The organism is Streptomyces sp. NBC_00210 (assembly GCF_045160975.1).
Lineage (GTDB): Bacteria > Actinomycetota > Actinomycetes > Streptomycetales > Streptomycetaceae > Streptomyces.
In genome coordinates, this window is record NZ_CP108120.1 from 392,500 (window position 1) to 410,344 (window position 17,845).

General features: G+C 67.5%; 12 protein-coding genes. 6 read left to right on the forward strand and 6 right to left on the reverse strand.

Annotation, left to right across the window (positions count from 1 at the left end):
- Positions 1 to 60: 60 nt before the first annotated feature.
- From OG729_RS02075 to OG729_RS02085, 3 genes are read right to left on the reverse strand one after another with little or no spacing between them, the layout of a single operon-like run.
- Positions 61 to 633, reverse strand: a complete 573-nt coding sequence (locus OG729_RS02075) for a transcriptional regulator (protein WP_360883903.1) — start codon at positions 631 to 633, stop codon at positions 61 to 63.
- A 3-nt stretch (positions 634 to 636) separates the two neighbouring features.
- Positions 637 to 2,211: a helix-turn-helix domain-containing protein gene (locus tag OG729_RS02080; protein ID WP_405803888.1), complete on the reverse strand. Its 1,575-nt coding sequence runs from the start codon at positions 2,209 to 2,211 to the stop codon at positions 637 to 639.
- The gene (locus OG729_RS02085) at positions 2,208 to 2,516 is read right to left on the reverse strand and encodes a helix-turn-helix transcriptional regulator (protein WP_360883909.1); all 309 of its coding nucleotides are present in this window, start codon (positions 2,514 to 2,516) and stop codon (positions 2,208 to 2,210) included. Before OG729_RS02085 ends, OG729_RS02080 begins: the two co-directional genes overlap by 4 nt.
- 594 nt (positions 2,517 to 3,110) lie before the next feature.
- Between OG729_RS02085 and OG729_RS02090 the strand changes: the two genes are divergently transcribed.
- The 4 genes from OG729_RS02090 to OG729_RS02105 all read left to right on the forward strand — a co-directional run bounded on the left by OG729_RS02090 (position 3,111) and on the right by OG729_RS02105 (position 9,185).
- Positions 3,111 to 3,719 carry a hypothetical protein gene (locus OG729_RS02090; RefSeq protein WP_405803889.1) on the forward strand — a complete coding sequence of 203 codons (609 nt, stop codon included), beginning with the start codon at positions 3,111 to 3,113 and terminating at the stop codon, positions 3,717 to 3,719.
- 353 nt (positions 3,720 to 4,072) lie between these two features.
- Positions 4,073 to 5,677 carry a diguanylate cyclase domain-containing protein gene (locus tag OG729_RS02095; RefSeq protein ID WP_405803891.1) on the forward strand — a complete coding sequence of 535 codons (1,605 nt, stop codon included), beginning with the start codon at positions 4,073 to 4,075 and terminating at the stop codon, positions 5,675 to 5,677.
- A gap of 879 nt (positions 5,678 to 6,556) precedes the next feature.
- Positions 6,557 to 7,300 (forward strand): IPT/TIG domain-containing protein, encoded by a 744-nt coding sequence (locus tag OG729_RS02100; protein WP_405803893.1) that lies wholly within the window; start codon positions 6,557 to 6,559, stop codon positions 7,298 to 7,300.
- A gap of 679 nt (positions 7,301 to 7,979) precedes the next feature.
- The gene (locus OG729_RS02105) at positions 7,980 to 9,185 is read left to right on the forward strand and encodes an IPT/TIG domain-containing protein (RefSeq protein WP_405811010.1); all 1,206 of its coding nucleotides are present in this window, start codon (positions 7,980 to 7,982) and stop codon (positions 9,183 to 9,185) included.
- Positions 9,186 to 10,724: 1,539 nt separating this feature from the next.
- Here OG729_RS02105 and OG729_RS02110 read toward each other — a convergent pair.
- The gene (locus OG729_RS02110) at positions 10,725 to 12,719 is read right to left on the reverse strand and encodes a hypothetical protein (RefSeq protein WP_405803895.1); all 1,995 of its coding nucleotides are present in this window, start codon (positions 12,717 to 12,719) and stop codon (positions 10,725 to 10,727) included.
- Between the two features lie 762 nt (positions 12,720 to 13,481).
- Between OG729_RS02110 and OG729_RS02115 the strand changes: the two genes are divergently transcribed.
- Together OG729_RS02115 and OG729_RS02120 are read left to right on the forward strand one after the other, a co-directional pair.
- Positions 13,482 to 14,030 carry a YciI family protein gene (locus OG729_RS02115; protein ID WP_405803896.1) on the forward strand — a complete coding sequence of 183 codons (549 nt, stop codon included), beginning with the start codon at positions 13,482 to 13,484 and terminating at the stop codon, positions 14,028 to 14,030.
- Positions 14,031 to 14,899: 869 nt separating this feature from the next.
- A complete protein-coding gene (locus tag OG729_RS02120; RefSeq protein WP_405803897.1) occupies positions 14,900 to 16,477 on the forward strand; it encodes a lipase family protein in 1,578 nt (525 codons plus the stop codon).
- A gap of 399 nt (positions 16,478 to 16,876) precedes the next feature.
- On the opposite strand, the gene OG729_RS02125 is transcribed toward OG729_RS02120, so the two are convergent.
- On the reverse strand, positions 16,877 to 17,125 hold the full coding sequence (locus tag OG729_RS02125; protein WP_360883930.1) for a hypothetical protein: 249 nt from the start codon (positions 17,123 to 17,125) through the stop codon (positions 16,877 to 16,879).
- A gap of 174 nt (positions 17,126 to 17,299) precedes the next feature.
- On the reverse strand, positions 17,300 to 17,722 hold the full coding sequence (locus OG729_RS02130; RefSeq protein WP_360883933.1) for a transcriptional regulator: 423 nt from the start codon (positions 17,720 to 17,722) through the stop codon (positions 17,300 to 17,302).
- Between the last annotated feature and the right edge of the window lie 123 nt (positions 17,723 to 17,845).

Sequence of the window (17,845 nt, forward strand, 5' to 3'; positions counted from 1 at the left end):
TGCCGACCCCCGGCCGGATAAACCTCACATAGGTCGCGCACTCGCTGGATTCGCGCTTGGTCAGGCCGCGAAGCCGATGTTGGTGACGTATTCGTACTGGCCCCACTGGGAGCCGAGGTCGACGATCTGGTCGACCCAGGCGTCATCGAGCGCCTGGTCGTCGTCCGTGGCCCAGGCCTCGACGATGCGGTCCCAGTGACGGATGTTGAGCGTGCGGTACTCCACTACGCGCTGGCGGGGCCGCGGGACCTGGGACTGGTTGAGTGGGTGGATCTCGACCCGGGTGCCGCGTCCTTGGGCGTTGAGACGGCTGATGAGATAGCGGGCCACATTGTGGCGCCGGACGGTGCTGTAGGCGGCATCGATGCGCTCGAGGTTCTTGCGGGAGGGGCTGCGTTTGCCGTCCAGCCAGGCTTTGAGGGTGCGGTCGGTAACGGTGAGGCCGGCGTCGCGGGCGGCTTGGCGGGCGTGGTCGGAGCGGGTGAGGTAGTGGAGGCGGGCCATCAGGCCGCGTTTTTGGGTGATGGGGGTGGCGATGAAGCCGGCGAGGGCGTCGAGTTGGCGGGCAACGGCCTCGTGGCCTTTGATGCCGCGGGCGCCGTATGCGCCGAAGTGGATGGTGCGCTCGGGCATCCGCTACTTCCCCTCTGCCGCGTCGCCGCTGCCGGCGGCCGCCGGATCGACATCGGTGCCGACGGCGTACACGTCCTTGACCTTGACCTCGCTCACACCACGGCCCTGCGGGAAGACACTCTTCCACTCCCCCAGCACGTGGAGTTCGTCGGTACCCATCGCGCTGACCACGATCAGCCCCTCTTCGTGGGCTCTCAGCGCTTTCATCCAGAGGTTGGCAAAGGCCTGGGAGCGGATGAGGTGCATCCAGTCCGGGCGGTACAGCTCTCGGTTGTAGTTGGACTCCCCCATCGTGGAGACGAACTTCGAGTACATCGCCTTCACGTACTCGAGGGTGACGTCATCCTCCTGCACGATGGCTCGGTCGCGGGCGTCCTTCAGTGTGATGCGGAACTTCTCCAGCAGGTTCTCTGTCGCTCCCGACGTGTAGGACTCGTGGATCTCCGGCGGATCGCACAGCCCGTACTTCGGGCCGGACAGGCGCAGCAGCAGCCGCAGCGTGGGTTCGGTGACCCACAGCGGGCCGGGCTCGTCGCGATTGCCGATCGGGTTGGGGAGCACGTCCTCGTGGTCCCACGCGGGCGGGGTGATCAGATGGACACCGGCGCGGCGGCGATCGTGGTCGAACCCGGTGGAATGCTCCAGCTGCCCGATCGGCAGATGCGTCTTCAAAGCGGACAGATAGGCGCCGTTGACGTCGAGCGCGGTGATCTCATGCCGCCCTGGCGGGAGTTCCGGGCGGGTCCACTTCGGACGTGCCTCCCAGATCTCGTCCGCGCCCTTCGCGGTCTTCTTCCGCAGGATGTCCGGCATGCCGGGGTGGGCGATGATGTCGTACCGGGCACCCTTGCGGGTCTCGTCCAGCAGGATCATCGCGTCCGGGATCGCCCGCTTGATCAGTGCAGCGGTCGCCGCCTCTACGTCCCCGCCGTGCCTTTCCAGCGCGGCGCGGACCGCGTCCCCGATCAGGTCCGGGGTGTCCGCCGTCTGGACCCGGCGGCCGACCGCCACAACAGGCTGCCCGCCCTGGCGTTGCGGCTTCCGGCCGGTCTCCCGTCGCGGGGTCCGGGCGGACGGCGGGGAGGTTTCCGGCTCAGTCGCCGCAGGGGCGGAGGCTGCGGGCGCGGCGCATTCGACAGGATCCAAGTGCTGGGGGAACCCTGCGACCTGGTGCGCAGCGGGCCCACCGCACAGCACACAGGGCAGAGCAGACGGCAGTGCCTCGACATCATCCGGTTCCGTGTCCACCGGGCCCGGATCCGCCGTCGGCTCCGCCGCACAGTCCGTCTCATCTGCGTCCGCCGCGGCCGCCTTGGTGCCCGCGGCCTCGTCGGCCGGGCGGAGCATCTCGCCGGCGCGCTGCAGGAAGTAGGCGTACTTCTCCCGGACTTCACCGCTCGGGTCCCTGCCGGACTCCCAGCCGCCGACGGTCGACGGGCTCACCCCGAGCACCTGGGCCAGCTGCGGGCGGGAGAGCTGCAGCCCCTCGCGCAGCGCCCGCCGTTCCTCCGCAGGCGGGAGCTCCGCCTCCGGGCCGCTCGCATTCAGCAGCGCGTCGATCGCTTCGAAGCCGGTCACTGCTGAGCTCCCTCGCGCGCCCTCGTGGTACCGGCCCGCGGCCGCGGGCCGGGCCTGCGCCGGTCGGCGGGCAGGACCTCACACGCCCGGCTCGGCCCAGCCAGCAGATCCAACACCGGGATACGGAAATGCACGGCCAAGGCGTCGCAGTCGTCCAACGTCCATGCTGTGCGGCCGGCCTGACGCCGCGAGACCTGCGTCTGCTGCAGCCCGAGCGCGACGGCGAGCTCGTTCTGCGAGTCTCCGGTCGCCTGCATCAACGCCGCCACAGTCAGCTGCAGCGTCTCCCTCAACGTCATCCCCATGCGCGAACCTTACCAGTTCAAAGGCCTTTTGGTTCTCAACATGCGAAATTAACATACTTCTGACAGTCCCAGACGAGTAGGAGTAACCATCGGGCAGGGCCGGGTCAATACTCGAGCCGCATCACGCGAGCACGCGTGGCCGAGCACCACCTGGGCGGGGAACGGGCGTGGTCGGTCTTCCTGGCCGCGCATGCCCTGGGCGCCATGCCGGCGCGGGACTCGCCGCCCGCGGCGCCGGGTCCACGACGAGGACCGGGCGGGGGCATGGAGACTCTGCGCCGTCCTCACGCGTCCCACCTGCGTCCGTGGTGCTCCGCGGGCAGAGAAGTAGGCGCAGTCTGGCTACTCCGGCAGTCAGCCGGCGATCGGCGATGGGCGGACGAAGCCGCCACTCAAGTTCGTAAATCCATGCGAGGTCCCTGTGTCCGGACCCCAGGTGCCCCTGCTTCGCGCCGTCGCATGCAAGCCCGCGGACGCTACAGCTGATCGGCCTAGCTTTCACCCTCACGGCTCGCCGGACCGGGCGGTTCATCCTAGCGTCGGGTACCGGAGCCGGTGGCTCCATGGGCTTGGCGATCGATACGAGGAGTACTCATGTTCATCCAGGTCATCCAGGGCCACGTCAGCGACGCCGCGGCGCTGCGGGCGCGGCTCGACCGCTGGCAGGCGGAAATCGCTGCGGGCGCTACCGGCTGGCTCGGCTCCACAGGAGGTGTGACCGGTGACGGCACATTTGTGGGAGTGGTCCGCTTCGAGTCCGCGGAAGCGGCGCAGCGCAACAGCGACCGGCCGGAGCAAAGCGCGTGGTGGTCGGAGACCTCGAAGCTCTTCACCGGGGAGGTCACCTTCCACAACTGTGGTGAAGTCCTGTCGTACCTGCGGGGCGGCTCGGACGACGCGGGCTTCGTCCAGATCATGCAGGGGCGGATCTCCGACCCCGCTCGCTTCCGTGAGATGTACGACGCGACCGACGACGAACGTCTTGCCGCGTTCCGGCCGGACCTGATCGGCGGCACCGTGGGGCTGCACGGCGACGGTGGGTTCACCGAAGCGGTCTACTTCACCTCGGAGAAGGCCGCCCGTGAGGGCGAGCAGAAGGAACCACCGGCCGAGATGAAGGAAGAGTTCGAGCAAATGATGTCCCTCATGCAGGACGTCACCTACTTCGACCTTTCGGAACCCTGGCTCAGGTCTCCGAGTTAGCGATCGCCGGTCGCCTTCGCGTGGTCAAAGGGGCGCTGTGCGGCGCCGCGGGCCGATGACTGGCCCCAAGGAGGAGGCGGGGATGACCGCACCGGCGAGCAAGCGAGTAGCTGCCGGCGGGAAGCCACCTTCGACCGCGCACACGGACTTCTGCGGAGCACGGGAGGCTCTGCTCAGGACCATCGCCAAGTCCGCCGACAAGGCATCTCGACCCGCTGTGTCGGCACGGTCGCCGTCGCAGCGCTGGTGATCTGGCTCCGCTCATAGTCGCCAGGACCACTCCCTGGAACGGGCGAGCTGGTGGGGCCCGCTGCCCGCCCGGGCGCGTGCGTGCGGGCAGGGAAGGAGGGCCTGTGGGCAAGGGTCAGGTCCGGCTGCCCTCTCGCCACGACGCGGCGGCCTGGGCGTATGCGGCAGTAGGGACCGCGGTGATCGTCACCTATCTGGTCACCTCCTCCTCATGGCGATACATGCTGGGCGCGATGATCTCTGCCTCGGTCGTCTTCGCGATCGCTGTGGGAGTGACCAGGAACAAGCCTCCATCGGTCCTTCCCTGGTACCTACTGGCCGCGGGCATGGCACCGTTCGCGGCGGCGGACACGATCTGGGGTCTCTACCAGGTCCGCGGCGTCGAGGTTCCGTTCCCAGGCGTGGCCGACATGCTCTACCTGGGCACCTACCTGTTCTTCACGGCCGGCCTGGTGACGCTGGCCAGGCAGCAGACAGGCCGCCTGCACTGGGCAGGGCTGCTGGACGCGGGAATCGTCACGTTGGGGGCCGGCACGCTGTCATGGGCGTTCATCATCGCGCCCTACCTGCGCAGCGAGCTGTCCGCATGGCCGCTCGCGGTGACCATCGCCTATCCCGTCACCGACCTGGTGCTGTTGTCCATTGCCGCGCGGCTGATGCTCACCACTGGCACGCGCACACCGTCGTTTGTTCTGGTCATCGGTTGGCTGCTGGTCCTGCTCGCTGCCGACGGCCTCTACTACGGAACGCTGGCCACGACCGGGACCGCGATCGCGGAGGACCTGTCCGAAGTGGGGTGGATGGTCTCATCCCTCCTGCTGGGGGTGGCGGCGCTACACTCGTCCGTTGCCCGGCCGACACAGTTGGCGGAAGACCAGGAAAGACTGTCCCGGCGGCGAATGTCGATCCTGATCGCGCTCATCCTGCTGGGGCCATTGATCGTGCTGGCCAATGTCGGTGGCATCCGGGACCAGCCCGTGAACATCACGGTGATCGTCGGCATGATGGCGAGCCTGTCGCTGCTGCTGGTGCTGCGCATCGCGTTCCTGGCCCGGTACGCCCAAGGCAGGGCCACCGAAGCACGGACGCAGGCCCACGCCCTCGCAGCATCACTGCAAGAGCAGGCAGAGCTCCAAGAACAGCTGAGCTATCAGGCTACCCACGACCCGCTGACGGGTCTGGCCAATCGAGCACTGCTGAACGATCGCCTGGAGTTCACTCTCGGCCGGTGCTCCGCCATCTCCGCCACCGGACTGCTGATGCTCGATGTCGACGGCTTCAAGGAGGTCAACGACACGCTGGGGCACCCGGTCGGCGACGAACTGCTGGTTGGCGTCGCACGGCGGCTGACGGCCAGGGTCCGCAAACAGGACATGGTGGCCAGGCTCGGCGGAGACGAATTCGCCCTCCTCGTGGAAGACGTCGATGCGAGCACACTGCACGACTACGCCACGCGGATCCTCGACTCCTTCAAAGACCCATTCACCCTCGCCCGTAGCCATTCAGTCAACGTGACAACAAGCATCGGAGTACGGCGCATCACCGAGCCGACCGCGCCTTCAGAAGCGCTGCGGGACGCTGACGCCGCCCTTTACAGAGCCAAAACCGCAGGCAAGAACCAGGCCGCGTTCTTCGAATCCCCGCACCAGTCTTCCTCCTCCAACGAACAGGAGGGCGTCAAGCGGAGCGGAGGACCTGAAAAGCCCTGAGGTTCGTCACCCCGAGCCTCCAAAACCAGCCTGTCCCGCGCCCACCAACCAGCTCAATCCGGTATCCGATTCGCCCATGCACGCCCGCCTGGACGGGCGTTCGCCACACCTTGGGTCAGAGAATCCTTTGTGGCTGCTGATGCGACTTGATCGGAAAACGAATTCATGAGGACACCAGGCGACGGTGTGCTGCGCTGAGTTGCAGCGGTCGCGGGTCCGGTCGCGACCAAGCGGTAGCGCAGAGGGTGGTCGAGCCCGAAACGGATGTAAGCGGCGCTGCGTTGGTGGAGTTCACTCAGAGGACGTGTCGGGACTAGTCGCAGAACTGCGCCATCGAGCCGTGAAAACCTCTGGCGGGAATGAAAGAATGTGCAGGTACTCCCTTCGGGTGATGCGGCGTCAGGGGGGTTGTGGCAGGTGACTCACCTGGGGTAATAGGTGTACCGGAGCCGCAGGTTCGTCCTTCCTCTTCGAGGTCGGGCGATGGCCAGTCCGTCGTTCGCCCAAGCCGCGTAGTGCGATTGGAGCGAGCGGCAATCACACATGACAGGACCAGTCACCGGTGCGGCACGCTGGAGCGTGGTCAGGAGTTGGCCGTCGCTCGAGCGGTCTCCCTGCCCCCCTCACCCCTATCCCGATGGCCTGAGCCAGGGGCGCCCCAGTCGCGGGCGACCAAGCCCGGGCGCATGTCCTGACCGTGTCGATGTGGTCGATCGGCTGCGTAGGATCCGGGCGCATGCGCGCCACTGTGCTTCCCACCCCGTGCTGTGCCAGGTCCACGGCGGGTGCATCGCTTGCTGAGGAGTGGCGATGCCCTGCCGCTGAGACAGGACACTCCTCCCACCATCGCACGCGTTGCCCTCTCCTGGAGGTACACCCATGCCTATCAGCCCGAACCAGGGATCCACCGGTGGCGGCACCACCGTCACCATCACCGGCACCAACCTCGCCAACGCCAGTGCCGTGAAATTCGGCAGCAAGCAGGCCACCATCACCGCCAACACGCCCACGTCGGTCACGGTCGGCTCCCCGTCCGGGTCCGGCGTGGTCGACGTCACCGTGACCACATCGGGCGGCACCAGCAACCCGCTGTCGTTCTTCTACATCGGCGCCCCGTTCAAGAGCGCGCTGAGCGCCACCTCCGGGGCCACCGCGGGCGGGAACACAGTCACCATCAACGGTACCGGGCTGTCCACCGCCACTGCCGTCAACTTCGGGGCCAACGCCGCGACCCCGACCGTGCTCTCCGACAGCCAGCTCAGCGTTGCCGTCCCGGCCGGGGCCGGGCCCGGAACGGTCGGCGTGAGCGTCACCACGGCCGGCGGCACCAACAACGGCCTGTCCTACACCTACGTGGACCCACCCACGGTCACCACGCTGTCGCCAAACTCCGGATCGACCTCCGGCGGCACCGCAGTGACAATCACCGGCACCAACCTGTCCACCACCGAGTCGATCACCTTCGACGGCGAAACTGCGCCGTTCACCGTGGTCAACAGCACCACCGTGTCCGCAGTCACCCCGCCCGGCACGGCAGGCGCAGTCGACGTCGTCGTCACCACCACCGGCGGCAGCGCGACGGAGGTCGGTGGCTACACCTACGTAGCCCTTCCGGGCATCTGAGTCGGCACTCCCGGCACCCGATTGACCAACGGGCCGGACATTGAAAGAGCCCGGGCGTAGGCATCCACTCGCGCCCGGGCGCTCCCCGCCCGCCGCAGCAGTTGTCGACTGTGTTCGTCCCTTCTTGCAGAGAGGCGTCATGAACACCGCCCAGAACTCCAACACGGCAGCCGCGTCGCCTCCGGCTCTTATGGGACGCCAACCAAGAACCGATTACGGCGGCACGACAGTGACACTGACCGGCACCAACTTGAGCGGAACAAGAGCGGTGAACTTCGGCGCACAGCAGCCGTCTTCACCCGAGTCTCGTTCACCGGCATCTGAATAGTCGCTACCTGCCGGCGGGCTCGGTGAGCGGGGTGGTCGTGCTCGACGCTGACCCATACTCCGCAGACAGCCTGACTCAAACGTCGGCCACGGCAGGGAGGACGTGCCGGGCATGTGTCGATCCACTTCCGCCCTTGATGGCAGCGGCCGGAATGCCCAACCCCGTCGTACTGGGTTTGCCCGCCGCGAGCTCCAACTTGTCTTCAAGCACCGTCCAACTCGCCCAGCCCATCTATGCCTCCGTGCGGCTTTGCCCCCAGTGATGCGTGAAGGAGTACAACCATGGCTGCCCCCACCTTGTCCTCTGTCAGTCCCAGCCAGGGACCCTCTTCCGGGGGGGGCCACCGTCACTCTGTCCGGTACCGGTTTCAGCGGTGCGACAGCCGTCCGGTTCGGCACCAACGCCGCCGTCTCCTTCACCGTCACCGGCAGCACACAGATCATCGCGGTGACTCCCCCCGGCACCGGCGCAGTCAATGTCACCGTCACCACCAGCCAGGGCACGAGCACCCAGACCGTCACCTACACCTACCTGACCGCCCCCGTGCTCTCAGGCCTGGCCCCCAGTCAGGGCTCCACCGCCGGCGGTACCACGGTGATCCTCACCGGCAGCGGATTCAGCAACGCGACAGCGGTGCGTTTCGATGCGACGGCCGCCACATCGTTCACCGTCAACTCTCCCACGCAGATCACCGCCGTGACCCCCGCCCACAGCGCCGGTGCCGCAGCCGTAACGGTCACCGCCCCCGGCGGCACCAGCAACGCCCTGAGCTTCTCCTACGTGGCGGCGCCTTCCGTCACCGGCCTGGCCCCCAGTCAGGGCCCCACCGCCGGCGGTACCACGGTGTCCCTGACCGGCACCAGCCTGTCGGGGGCAACAGCGGTGCGTTTCGATGCGACGGCGGCCACATCATTCACCGTCAACTCTCCCACCCAGATCACCGCCGTGACCCCCGCCCACACAGCCGGTGCCGCAGCCGTCACGGTCACCGCCCCCGGCGGCACCAGCAACCCCGACAATCCCCTCGCCTACTTCTTCTACACCACACCGCCATCGGCGACAGACATCGCGCCCTCTTCCGGAACGGTAGTCGGCGGTACCACGGTGATCCTGACCGGCAGCGGATTCATCAACGCGACAGCCGTGCGTTTCGATGCGACGGCGGCCACATCGTTCACCGTCAACTCTCCTACGCAGATCACCGCCGTGACCCCCGCCCACACAGCCGGTGCCGCAGCCGTCACGGTCACCACCCCCGGCGGGACAAGCAACGCCCTCACTTACGTCTACCTCCAAGCCCCCACCATCACCAGCCTGACTCCCAGCCAGGGACCCACCGGTGGCGGCAGCGCGATCACACTGACCGGAACCAACCTCACCACCACCAGCAGCGTCCAATTCGACGGCACCCCCGCAGCGTTCACCGTGCTCTCCCCCACCCAAGTCACTGCCCTCCCCCCTGCAGGCGCCGCGGGAGCCGTCACCGTAACGGTCACCACTCCCGCCGGTGTCAGCAACGGGCTGACCTACACCCGCATCGCAAGCCCCGCCATCTGACCCGACAACCAGCCTCAGTTGCACCGACACATTGACGGTCCCCAGTTGGTAGTCCCCTGTGGGATCTGTCCATTGAACGGTGCAACCAGGTTGGTCGGGTTACTGGCGGGCTGCTGAAAGGCGGCCGTCGAAGATGCTGTCGAAGGCGTTCAGCGCGGTCTTCCAGCGGCTGGTCCAGCGAGCCTGGCCCTTGAGCGCGGTATGCGGACACGGCGCCTGTCCACCCCGCAGGATCCACGCGGCGGTGCTCCACCCGTGGGCGCTCGGGCCCACGCGGCGGCGCACCCGGATCTGGCCCCGCCGGATCAAATTACAGTCCCCCTGTGCGGTCAAGGCGTGCAGTAGGCGATGGCGGTGATGGAGTATTCCTGCGTGCTGGAGACGTTGTGGAAGTTGACGGTCCAACTGTCGTCGGGGTTGGAGCTTGTGCTTCGGTAACTGTTCACGGGGATGATCTCGTCGCCTGCTAGCCAGCCGCCGGCGATGGCTTTTTGACCGGGCGGGCAGACAGCGACCAAAGCAGTAGTCTCTCCCGGCCCCAGTGTGCTGGGGTCTCCGTATACCGCGGTGATGTTGGCGGTGTTGGAGGGTCCGGTGGGTCCCGTAGGGCCAGTGGGTCCCGTAGGGCCGGTGGGACCCGTAGGACCGGTGGGCCCGTGCCCGGTGGGACCCGTAGGGCCGGTGGGCCCCGGTTCGTCGCATGGCGGTACGGGGCGTGTGACGTGGATATAGCGGGCGGCGACCCAGCCGGAGCGCTTGGCGAGTCTGTACCAGGTGGTGTTTCCGCCCACGTCCTGGCCGTACGCCTTGCACAAGATGCTGATCCCGGCGCCTGCGGAGTACCTGCCCAGTTTGGTGGAGTGGGTCGTGGGCAGGGCACGGATGCTCAGGCCATTCTTGGCCGTGACGGCCCCTCGGACGGTCGTCCGGGGCACGTTCGGCCGTGTGTGCGCGGCAGCAGCCCATGATGGTGCGGCGCTCGTTGGCCTCTGGGCTGCCTCTGCGGGGACCGACAGCTCGCATGCCAGGCCCAGGCTCATCGCTGCCAGGACCAGTGGTGCGACCGCAATCCTTCCCATCACCAACCACCATGCCTTCCGTCGTGCGTCCAACATCAAGGGATCGGTAACGAGGAAAACGTATATACCATCGATAAGCACGTTATGACACGATAAATATGAATAAGCAATTTCCTGGTTCCGTGCACCGCCCTGCGTGAGCCGCGCTTGTCCGCCCGGTACACGGGCGGGTGCATCGAGTTGTTCGACTGGAACTGAAACACTCCCGGCAGCTCGATCCCCTTGGCATGCCCGCCGTCGATCGGTCGTCGGCATTCGGAGGAAGCGAACGGGCTTGCTTCCCGAAGGTTCGGGCAGGTAGGCCGCGATCTTGGGCGCCAGCAACGATGAGACCGCCAACCGTTCCCGCCGCGGGTGCCCGACTGAGCGTTCCCGCCACCGTGGGGGCTCCGAGCTGCACGCCCGGAGCCCCACGTCTTCGGTTGCCTCCCCCTTTCCGCACGGGCGCCGACGTTGCCTGTCAGGCGGTGTTGACCGTGACGTCGTCGACGATGAAGTCGGTTCGGAGGGAGGCGTCCTCGTTGCTGACCAGCTTGATCGTCACTGTGTGTCCCCGGTAGGCGGAGAGGTCGTAGGAGCGGTAGACGTAGCTGCTGTTGGCGTTCACGTTGGACAGGGTTCCCAGCGTGGTGGTGGTGGCGCCGTCGACGACCTGCACCTTGAGCGTGTCATACGCCACCTGGTCGGTCTCGAAGGTGCCGATGCGGCTGTAGTACCCCAACCACGCCTGGTTCACGTTGCTGGGGATGGTGACCTGCTGGGACATCGTCTGCGTTTCGGTCGCTGCATAGCCGCCGAACCAGGCGTAGTTGGAGCCGGTGTTGGCCGGATACGTCGACCAGTTGCCGACGAACGACCCACCCATCGTGGCCGTCCAGTTCCAACCGGCCGTGCCTGTCTGGCCTCCTGACGTGTTGGCCTCGAAGCTGGAGTTCAGCAGGCTGGCCCGGTAGTCGACGGTGTGCCAGTAGACCCAGTTGCGGGTATTGTCCGACGTGTCCAGCCCGGCGCTTGGGCGGTCGTTCTTGAAGTACTCGCCGAAGCTCGACTCCCTGTGATTCAGCAGCAGATTGATCGTGGCCGCCTTTCCACCGTCGACGTTGTTCCACAGGTCGAGCAGGGAGCCGGCCACGCGGCCTTCCACCGCGTCACCGTTGTGCCAGTTGGTGCTGGAGTTCGGCTGGCCGGAGTTGAACCAGGTGGAGTTCATCATGCTGACCGAGGAGCCGTTGGGCCAGATGAACTGGTTGTCGCCCTTGACGCTGCCGGCGACAGCGTTGGCGAACCCCTCGGTCCAGGCGCACTGGGTGGACAGAGCCGTCCAGATCTGGTGCCCGGCGCAGTTCGCGTTGGACCACCACCAGTTGTACAGCTGGTGCATCAGCGCGTGACCGGATTCGTGGACCACGAGGTGCTCGGAGTCGGGGTCATTGTCCCGCAGTCTGATGTAACTGGCGGCTGCGTTGGCCCCGGGGACGTAGTAGCCGCCGTCAGCGTTGCCGGCCCACCATTGGGCTGTGATCTTGCTGCAGTTGCTGGTCTCGTGGGAGGTCCAGCAACCCGTGTTGGAGCCGCGCCACCACCAGGTCAGGTTGAGGGTGTCGAAGGTGTGCCAGGCGCGCATCTGGGCTGCCGCCGGCGCCGTCCAGCCGAAATTCTGGTTGGTGGAGACGTTGTAGGTCGCGGGCGTGGTCGTCGAGTACACCGACCCGCTGCCGTTGGTCACCTGCCAGGCCGCACTCTCCGACCGGAACTCCACGAAGAGCAGGTACATCGAGTCGACCGGCAGGGTGAAGCAGAGGTTGTAGGCGCCGGAGTTGTCGGTCAGGCCGCTGGCGTAGACCTGCTGCGCGGCATTCGCGGTGGTCCGCCCCCACAGCTTCACGGTGAGGTTGCGGCCGCCCAGCCACGTCCCCGCCTGGTTGGTGAAGTTGAAGCCGCCGCTGATGCAGACCTGCTGGCCGGCGACCTGGGCAACGACGCCGGTGCCTCCGCCGGTCTGCGAAACCTTCGCGAACTTCTTGCTTACCGAGGCCGACGTCGAGCGCCGCTCGCCCGAACGTCCCGGGAGCGAGGTGATGTCCACCCCCGACCGCGAGACGCTTTCACCCGGTTTGTTCGTGCCGACGGTGAGCAGCACCGAACCGTGGGCTTCCCGTTCCGGCGACGCCGAGTCGACGTCGGTGAGGTTGGCCTCGATCTGGGCTGGCCCCTCCGCCGTGGCGCGAACGTGCAGGGTGAGGGTCCGCTTGTTCGTGTCGAGGGCCACCACGCCCTTGGCGTCCAGCCAGGGGCCGACCTGCTTGGGCGCGCTCAGTGGGGAACCCTCGGTGATGAGCTGGAGGGTGTCGGGCACACGGACTGCCAGTCGGGCGTGGGCAATTGCGACCTGGGAACGCAGGCTGACCCGCAGGGCGGCCGTCTCACCCTTGGCCGGGAGCTTGTCCAGCTTCACATCGACCGCGACACAACTGGACGGGGTCTCCGACCTGGGGCTGGCCGGGACGTTGAGCGTACATTTCGGGCCCGCGGACTGTGGGACAGCTGTCGCCGTCGACGCGAGCCCACTCGATATGAGGGCGGCCGCCGCGCCAATCGCGACGGCCCATCGTCTGGGTCTGAACCTGGGGATCATTACGAACCTCCGCTGCGAGGGGGGCTCCCGGCTGGGTCGGCCAGGAGGTTGACACAGCATGGAGGCAACGAAGTTGAGTGTGCAATATCACATGACACATAATTTTGTGTTGGTCGACCAGCACCTACTGTGACGACGACCCTCACTGGCCAGCGGTGAGGAGGGGAGGGGGTGGGTCACGAAACCAGCCGCCAACAGGTCCCGGGCGCCACCCGCGATCGCCCTCGTCCGCTGTGTCCTGCGGGTCCGGGGCGGCAAGGCGTCGCCGATCCCGTCCAACTGGTGGCCGACGTACTGGACGAGCTCGGTTCCCGCGCTGTCGTGGTCGCCGACCGGCAGGCCAAGCGTGCGGCACCGCCGGCACAGGCACTCACACAACCGCCAGTCGGCGGGCTGGTCCCGCTCTCCTCGCCGATGACCTGCGCGCCGCGACAGACCATCTCGACGAGGACGTTGGCATCGACGAGAAGACGGCCATCCGCTACGCGGAGTCGGCACGCGTGCTTCTGCATCAGGCTGCCGAGCAGCCATCGCAGTGAAACCCGCTCGACCTGGTTACCTCTTTGAAGAGATCCTTTGGGCATGGAGTTCCTGTGCTACCACCGCGACCGGACCGGCTCCGCAGCGCTGCGCGACGAGATACTGGAAGAGCATTGGTCCTATATGGACCGGTATGCAAAGGAGATGATCGCCCGGGGCCCGACGCTCGCCAGCGACGGCGACACGCCCACCGGAAGCGTGCACATCGTCGATCTGCCCGACCCTGCCGCCGCCCGCGCGTTCGCCTTCGACGAGCCGAACTACCAGGCCGGCGTCTACCGGGACGTGCTGCTGCGACGGTGGCGCAACACGCTGGGACGCACCATGTGGGACTTCCCCGGCGGCCGGACCGGCGGCAACCGGTACCTGGTGCTCGGCCTCGGCACGGGGCAGGCGGCCGACCTCGCGGTGCCGCCCGACCGGGACGAGCTGATCGCCTACGGGCCGCTGCTGTCCGACAACGCCGCCACCTGGCTGGGCACGGCGGCGTTGGTCCGGGCGCCGGACTCGAAGACGGCGCGCACCATCCTGACCCCGGACCGGTACGCCGACATTGAGGTGCACAACTGGCAGTTCGGCGGCCGACGGTGAGGACCGAGGACGTCCGGCCGGCGTCACCACCGAAGCCCTTCGGATCGCTCAGCATCCCAGTGTCTCACCCGAACCCATGGATGCATCGGCCTTACGCACACCGGTGGACCCGCGGGTTCGCGCTGAAAGACCTTCGGTTTCCCTGAACCCCACAGGGTCGCGGCGTGCCGGTAAGAAGGGTGTGCCGAGCAGCCGGAGGGAGTTTCACTCTCCGGCCCTCACCGAGCCGTGCATAACAGTCGCCCGTTACACGGTTCTTGTCGCTCTGATCTTCATGCCAGGAGGGCGCCTCCCGCCCCGTCTTCCTCAGGGCGTCCTTGCTGACCGCCGGATCGAATCGACAGGAACTGCCTACGCCGCGGACGGAGCCACGCATCTGCAGCCACGTCATGATCTCTGGCGGCCACCAGTGCAGCATCACACCCTCACTGGGCGGGAGTGCGTCGGGGTTGTCCTGCCCGTTCACCAGAGGGAGTGGCGCGGTGGCCTGCCTCTTGCTCAGCTCAGGGAGCAGCTACAAGCAACCGTTGTGCGCTCCGGGCACAAGCGCGCGACCCCGCGGCTTGATCGGCTACACCACGAAGGGGGACGCCGTCGCCGGCCGTCACCACCCCGCCCGGAGGGTGACCGGTCTCCGTCGGCGGGGGCGCTGCCCGGCCCGGGACTCGGCCAGGAGCCTGAAATCCGCGGCTCCGCATGGCCGCAAAGCCTCGGGCGGCCGAGCACCGCGAAACGGGATGAATACGATCAACGCGACAGTCTGAGTGGCGCACGCCCGCCGGGACGCGGGTCCGGAGGCCGGGGCCCCGGGAAGCCCGTACGGCGGCCGCCGCGACCCACTTCGCCCCGGTGACATGCAAGGAGCACGTATGACGACGGCGACCCAGTCGGACCCCACCCCCGCCCAGGTCACCATGACCCTGGCCGCAATCGCCGCCACGGCGGCGACCCCGCGCCCATCGGGTGAAACCCTGCAAGAGCAGACCCAGCGCGCCATGCGCGGCGTCACCGCCCAACTGAACAACTCCGCGCTCGCCACGCGCGGCACGTGGCAGTTGATGTGGCTGGCGCTCAGCCCGGACAACGCGAACCTCGCGTACATCGCCAAGAACTCCGACGGCTCGAACCAGTTCGCCGTGGCCATCCGCGGCACGATCGACAATCCGACCGACATCATGGAGGACCTCGACGTCGGCACGGTGGTGCCATTCACCGCCGGCGGAATGGCGAACGTCGCCGTCTCGGCCGGCGCCATGGCCGCGTTCACGCAGATCGCCACCGCGCGCAGCATCACAGGGATGCCCGTCGAGCAGGCACCGGAGGGCCAGCCCGGATGGCCGGACGCCGTCGTCCCTTCGGGCGCGACCCTCACGCAAGCACTCGCCGGCCTCCTCGCGTCCGCACCGTCCAAGCCCCAGCCGACGGTCTACGTGACCGGACACAGCCTCGGCGGCTGCATCGCCACCATGCTGGCCACGTACCTCCAGGCCCAGACCTGGGCGGCGAACAAGCCGCAGTTCGCACTCCTCACCTTCGCCGCCCCCACCGCCGGCCTGAAGAGCTTCGCCGATTACGTCGACTCCCGGCCGTGGAGTCTGAACGAGCGCCACGTCAACGCGTACGACCTGGTCCCGCGGGCCTGGTCCGACCTGCCCGTGGCCAAGAACTGGTACCCGGGCCCGGGCCCGGCGGCCAGCGAAGAGGTGAAGGTTCTGCTGACGGAGATCGACCTGCTCCGGAAGGGCAACGTCTACGTCCAACCCAGCGCCACAAGCCCCAAGACGGTGAACGCGGACTACTCGGCGTACGACAAGGAGCTCGTCAACAAGACCACCGGCGACTTCCTGGGCCAGGTCGCGTTCCAGCACGCCAACTCCACGTACCTGACCCTGCTGGGCGCACCCGTCGTCCCTGCCGGGCCGGTGGTAACCGCGGTGAAACCCACGGCCGGCGAGGGCAGTACGCAGGTCATCCTCACCGGCAGCGGATTCGGCGCGGACAGCGTCGTCGACTTCGGCCCGATCCCGTGCGCCGACGCCGACGTCAAAGTCGACCCGTCCGGTACGCGGATCACCGCGATCGCGCCCGACGGGACCGGCATCGTAGACGTCCGTGTCACCACCAGCCTCGGCACGTCGCCCGCCGTTCCGCTGGGGCAGTTCGCCTATGACAATGGACCCGCGCCCGTGGTGGTCAGCGCAGTATCCCCGCGCAGCGGGAAGGCCGGCACTCAGGTCACCATCAACGGCTCGGGCTTCGCCCAGGGTGCGGCCGTGCGGTTCAAGGACACCGCCGCGAGCTCGGTCACCGTCGCGTCCTCGACGGTGATCACGGCGACGGTGCCGTCCCGGCCACTCGACCCGGCGAAGACGGTGGACGTCACCGTGACGGTCGGCGTGACCACATCGCCTACCGGCCCGGCCGACGAATTCACGTACGCGGGTTGAGCCCTGGGGGCCTGCCGGACCCGCCGAGCGGGTTGGCGGGCCCCGCCGGCCCAGGCTGGACCTGCCGACGCCGGAAGCGGAGGCAGGAGGGGCTGCATCTCCATCGCGAAAGAGCTCGGTCGGCTGCGAGAGATTCGCCCGGGGCTCGTGGAGCTCCGGGAACCGCAGAAGGGCTTGGAGCGACAAGCCCCTGAGTCGCCTGTCGAGCATCGGACAGTCGCGTCCTCGATGGAGCGCGAGCCGTTACGCGCCAGGTGCTCGGTTGGACAGGCGACGGCGCGGCACTGCGCGATCGACCTCTGCCAAGAGAGCGGGAGGGGAGCCGGCGTCGTTGTCGGCCTCGATGAGGACTCAGTCGGCCTGCTACTCCGCGCGAGCGCTTCCCTGTCCGCGGCGGCGTCAGCCCGCCTCAGCGGCGTCGACGGCCAAGGGGGCGAGTTCGTACGGTAGTTGCACGGGTGTACCACAGAAGCAGAGCAGGGCGCCGCCCGGTGCCTCCGGGGCGCCCAGGTCGATCGTCAGGATGGCGTGCAACTCTCTGATCACTGCGTGCACTTGGGTGCCCCTGGCGACGAGAATAGTGACTTCGTCCGGATCCCAGACGGAGATCTCGGGCAGATCGTCGGCGACAGCAATGCGGATGCACACAGGTATCTCCCCAGGGATGCACGACGTCATGAAGTGATCCGCTCCGGGAGGTCAGCGGGTGACTGATGGTACAGCCTACTTATACCGTAGGGGTGTTTGGCATATTGAGTGGCGCTTGACGACCCCTGCTTCAAGGGTGGGGACACCTCGTTTTCCGGGAAACCCCCGTCAGCGTCAGGTCATCCGGCTGACCTGGAGCATCGCTTCGGCGTCCTGGATCAGCGCGCGCTGACGGGCCTCCGGAAGCTGCCGGTAGAGCATCAGCAGCTTGGCCTCCCGCTCGTCCCTGCTGGGACCGGGCACGGGTCGGCCGACAGCCTGGAAGAACTCCCGTGGCGTGGTCTTCAGACCCCAGCGACGGAACACGTCGACCATGGCCCGAAGCTTGTCCGGCTCGACACGGGAGGTTCCGCGGGTGCGGTTCATCCACGCGTTGAGTGTCGGGTACGAGATGCCGGCTTCCGAGGCCAAGTCCTTCTGGGTCTTCCCCGAGGCCTTCGCCAGCAGGCGTTCGAGCAGAGCCGCCAGGTCCTCCCCCTCACGGACGCCGTCATCGCCGGGCCTGGGTTCAGCGGGGTGGTTCTGGTGGCTGGTCACACGTCAGAGGATCGGCCATCAGCATCTACATGCGCAAGTAGATTGCAGATCGAGTGGCCCTGTCTCCCGTTGCGGGGCAGAGAGCATCCCGGCGCGCGCCGCGAATCCCCACGCGCCCGCCCG

Bases quoted from the DNA above. Each gene is read 5' to 3' on its own strand.
- OG729_RS02115 (WP_405803896.1), top strand. From the start codon at position 13,482: ATGGAGTTCCTGTGCTACCACCGCGACCGGACCGGCTCCGCAGCGCTG.
- OG729_RS02090 (WP_405803889.1), top strand. From the start codon at position 3,111: ATGTTCATCCAGGTCATCCAGGGCCACGTCAGCGACGCCGCGGCGCTG.
- OG729_RS02075 (WP_360883903.1), bottom strand. From the start codon at position 633: ATGCCCGAGCGCACCATCCACTTCGGCGCATACGGCGCCCGCGGCATC.
- OG729_RS02120 (WP_405803897.1), top strand. From the start codon at position 14,900: ATGACGACGGCGACCCAGTCGGACCCCACCCCCGCCCAGGTCACCATG.
- OG729_RS02100 (WP_405803893.1), top strand. From the start codon at position 6,557: ATGCCTATCAGCCCGAACCAGGGATCCACCGGTGGCGGCACCACCGTC.
- OG729_RS02085 (WP_360883909.1), bottom strand. From the start codon at position 2,516: ATGGGGATGACGTTGAGGGAGACGCTGCAGCTGACTGTGGCGGCGTTG.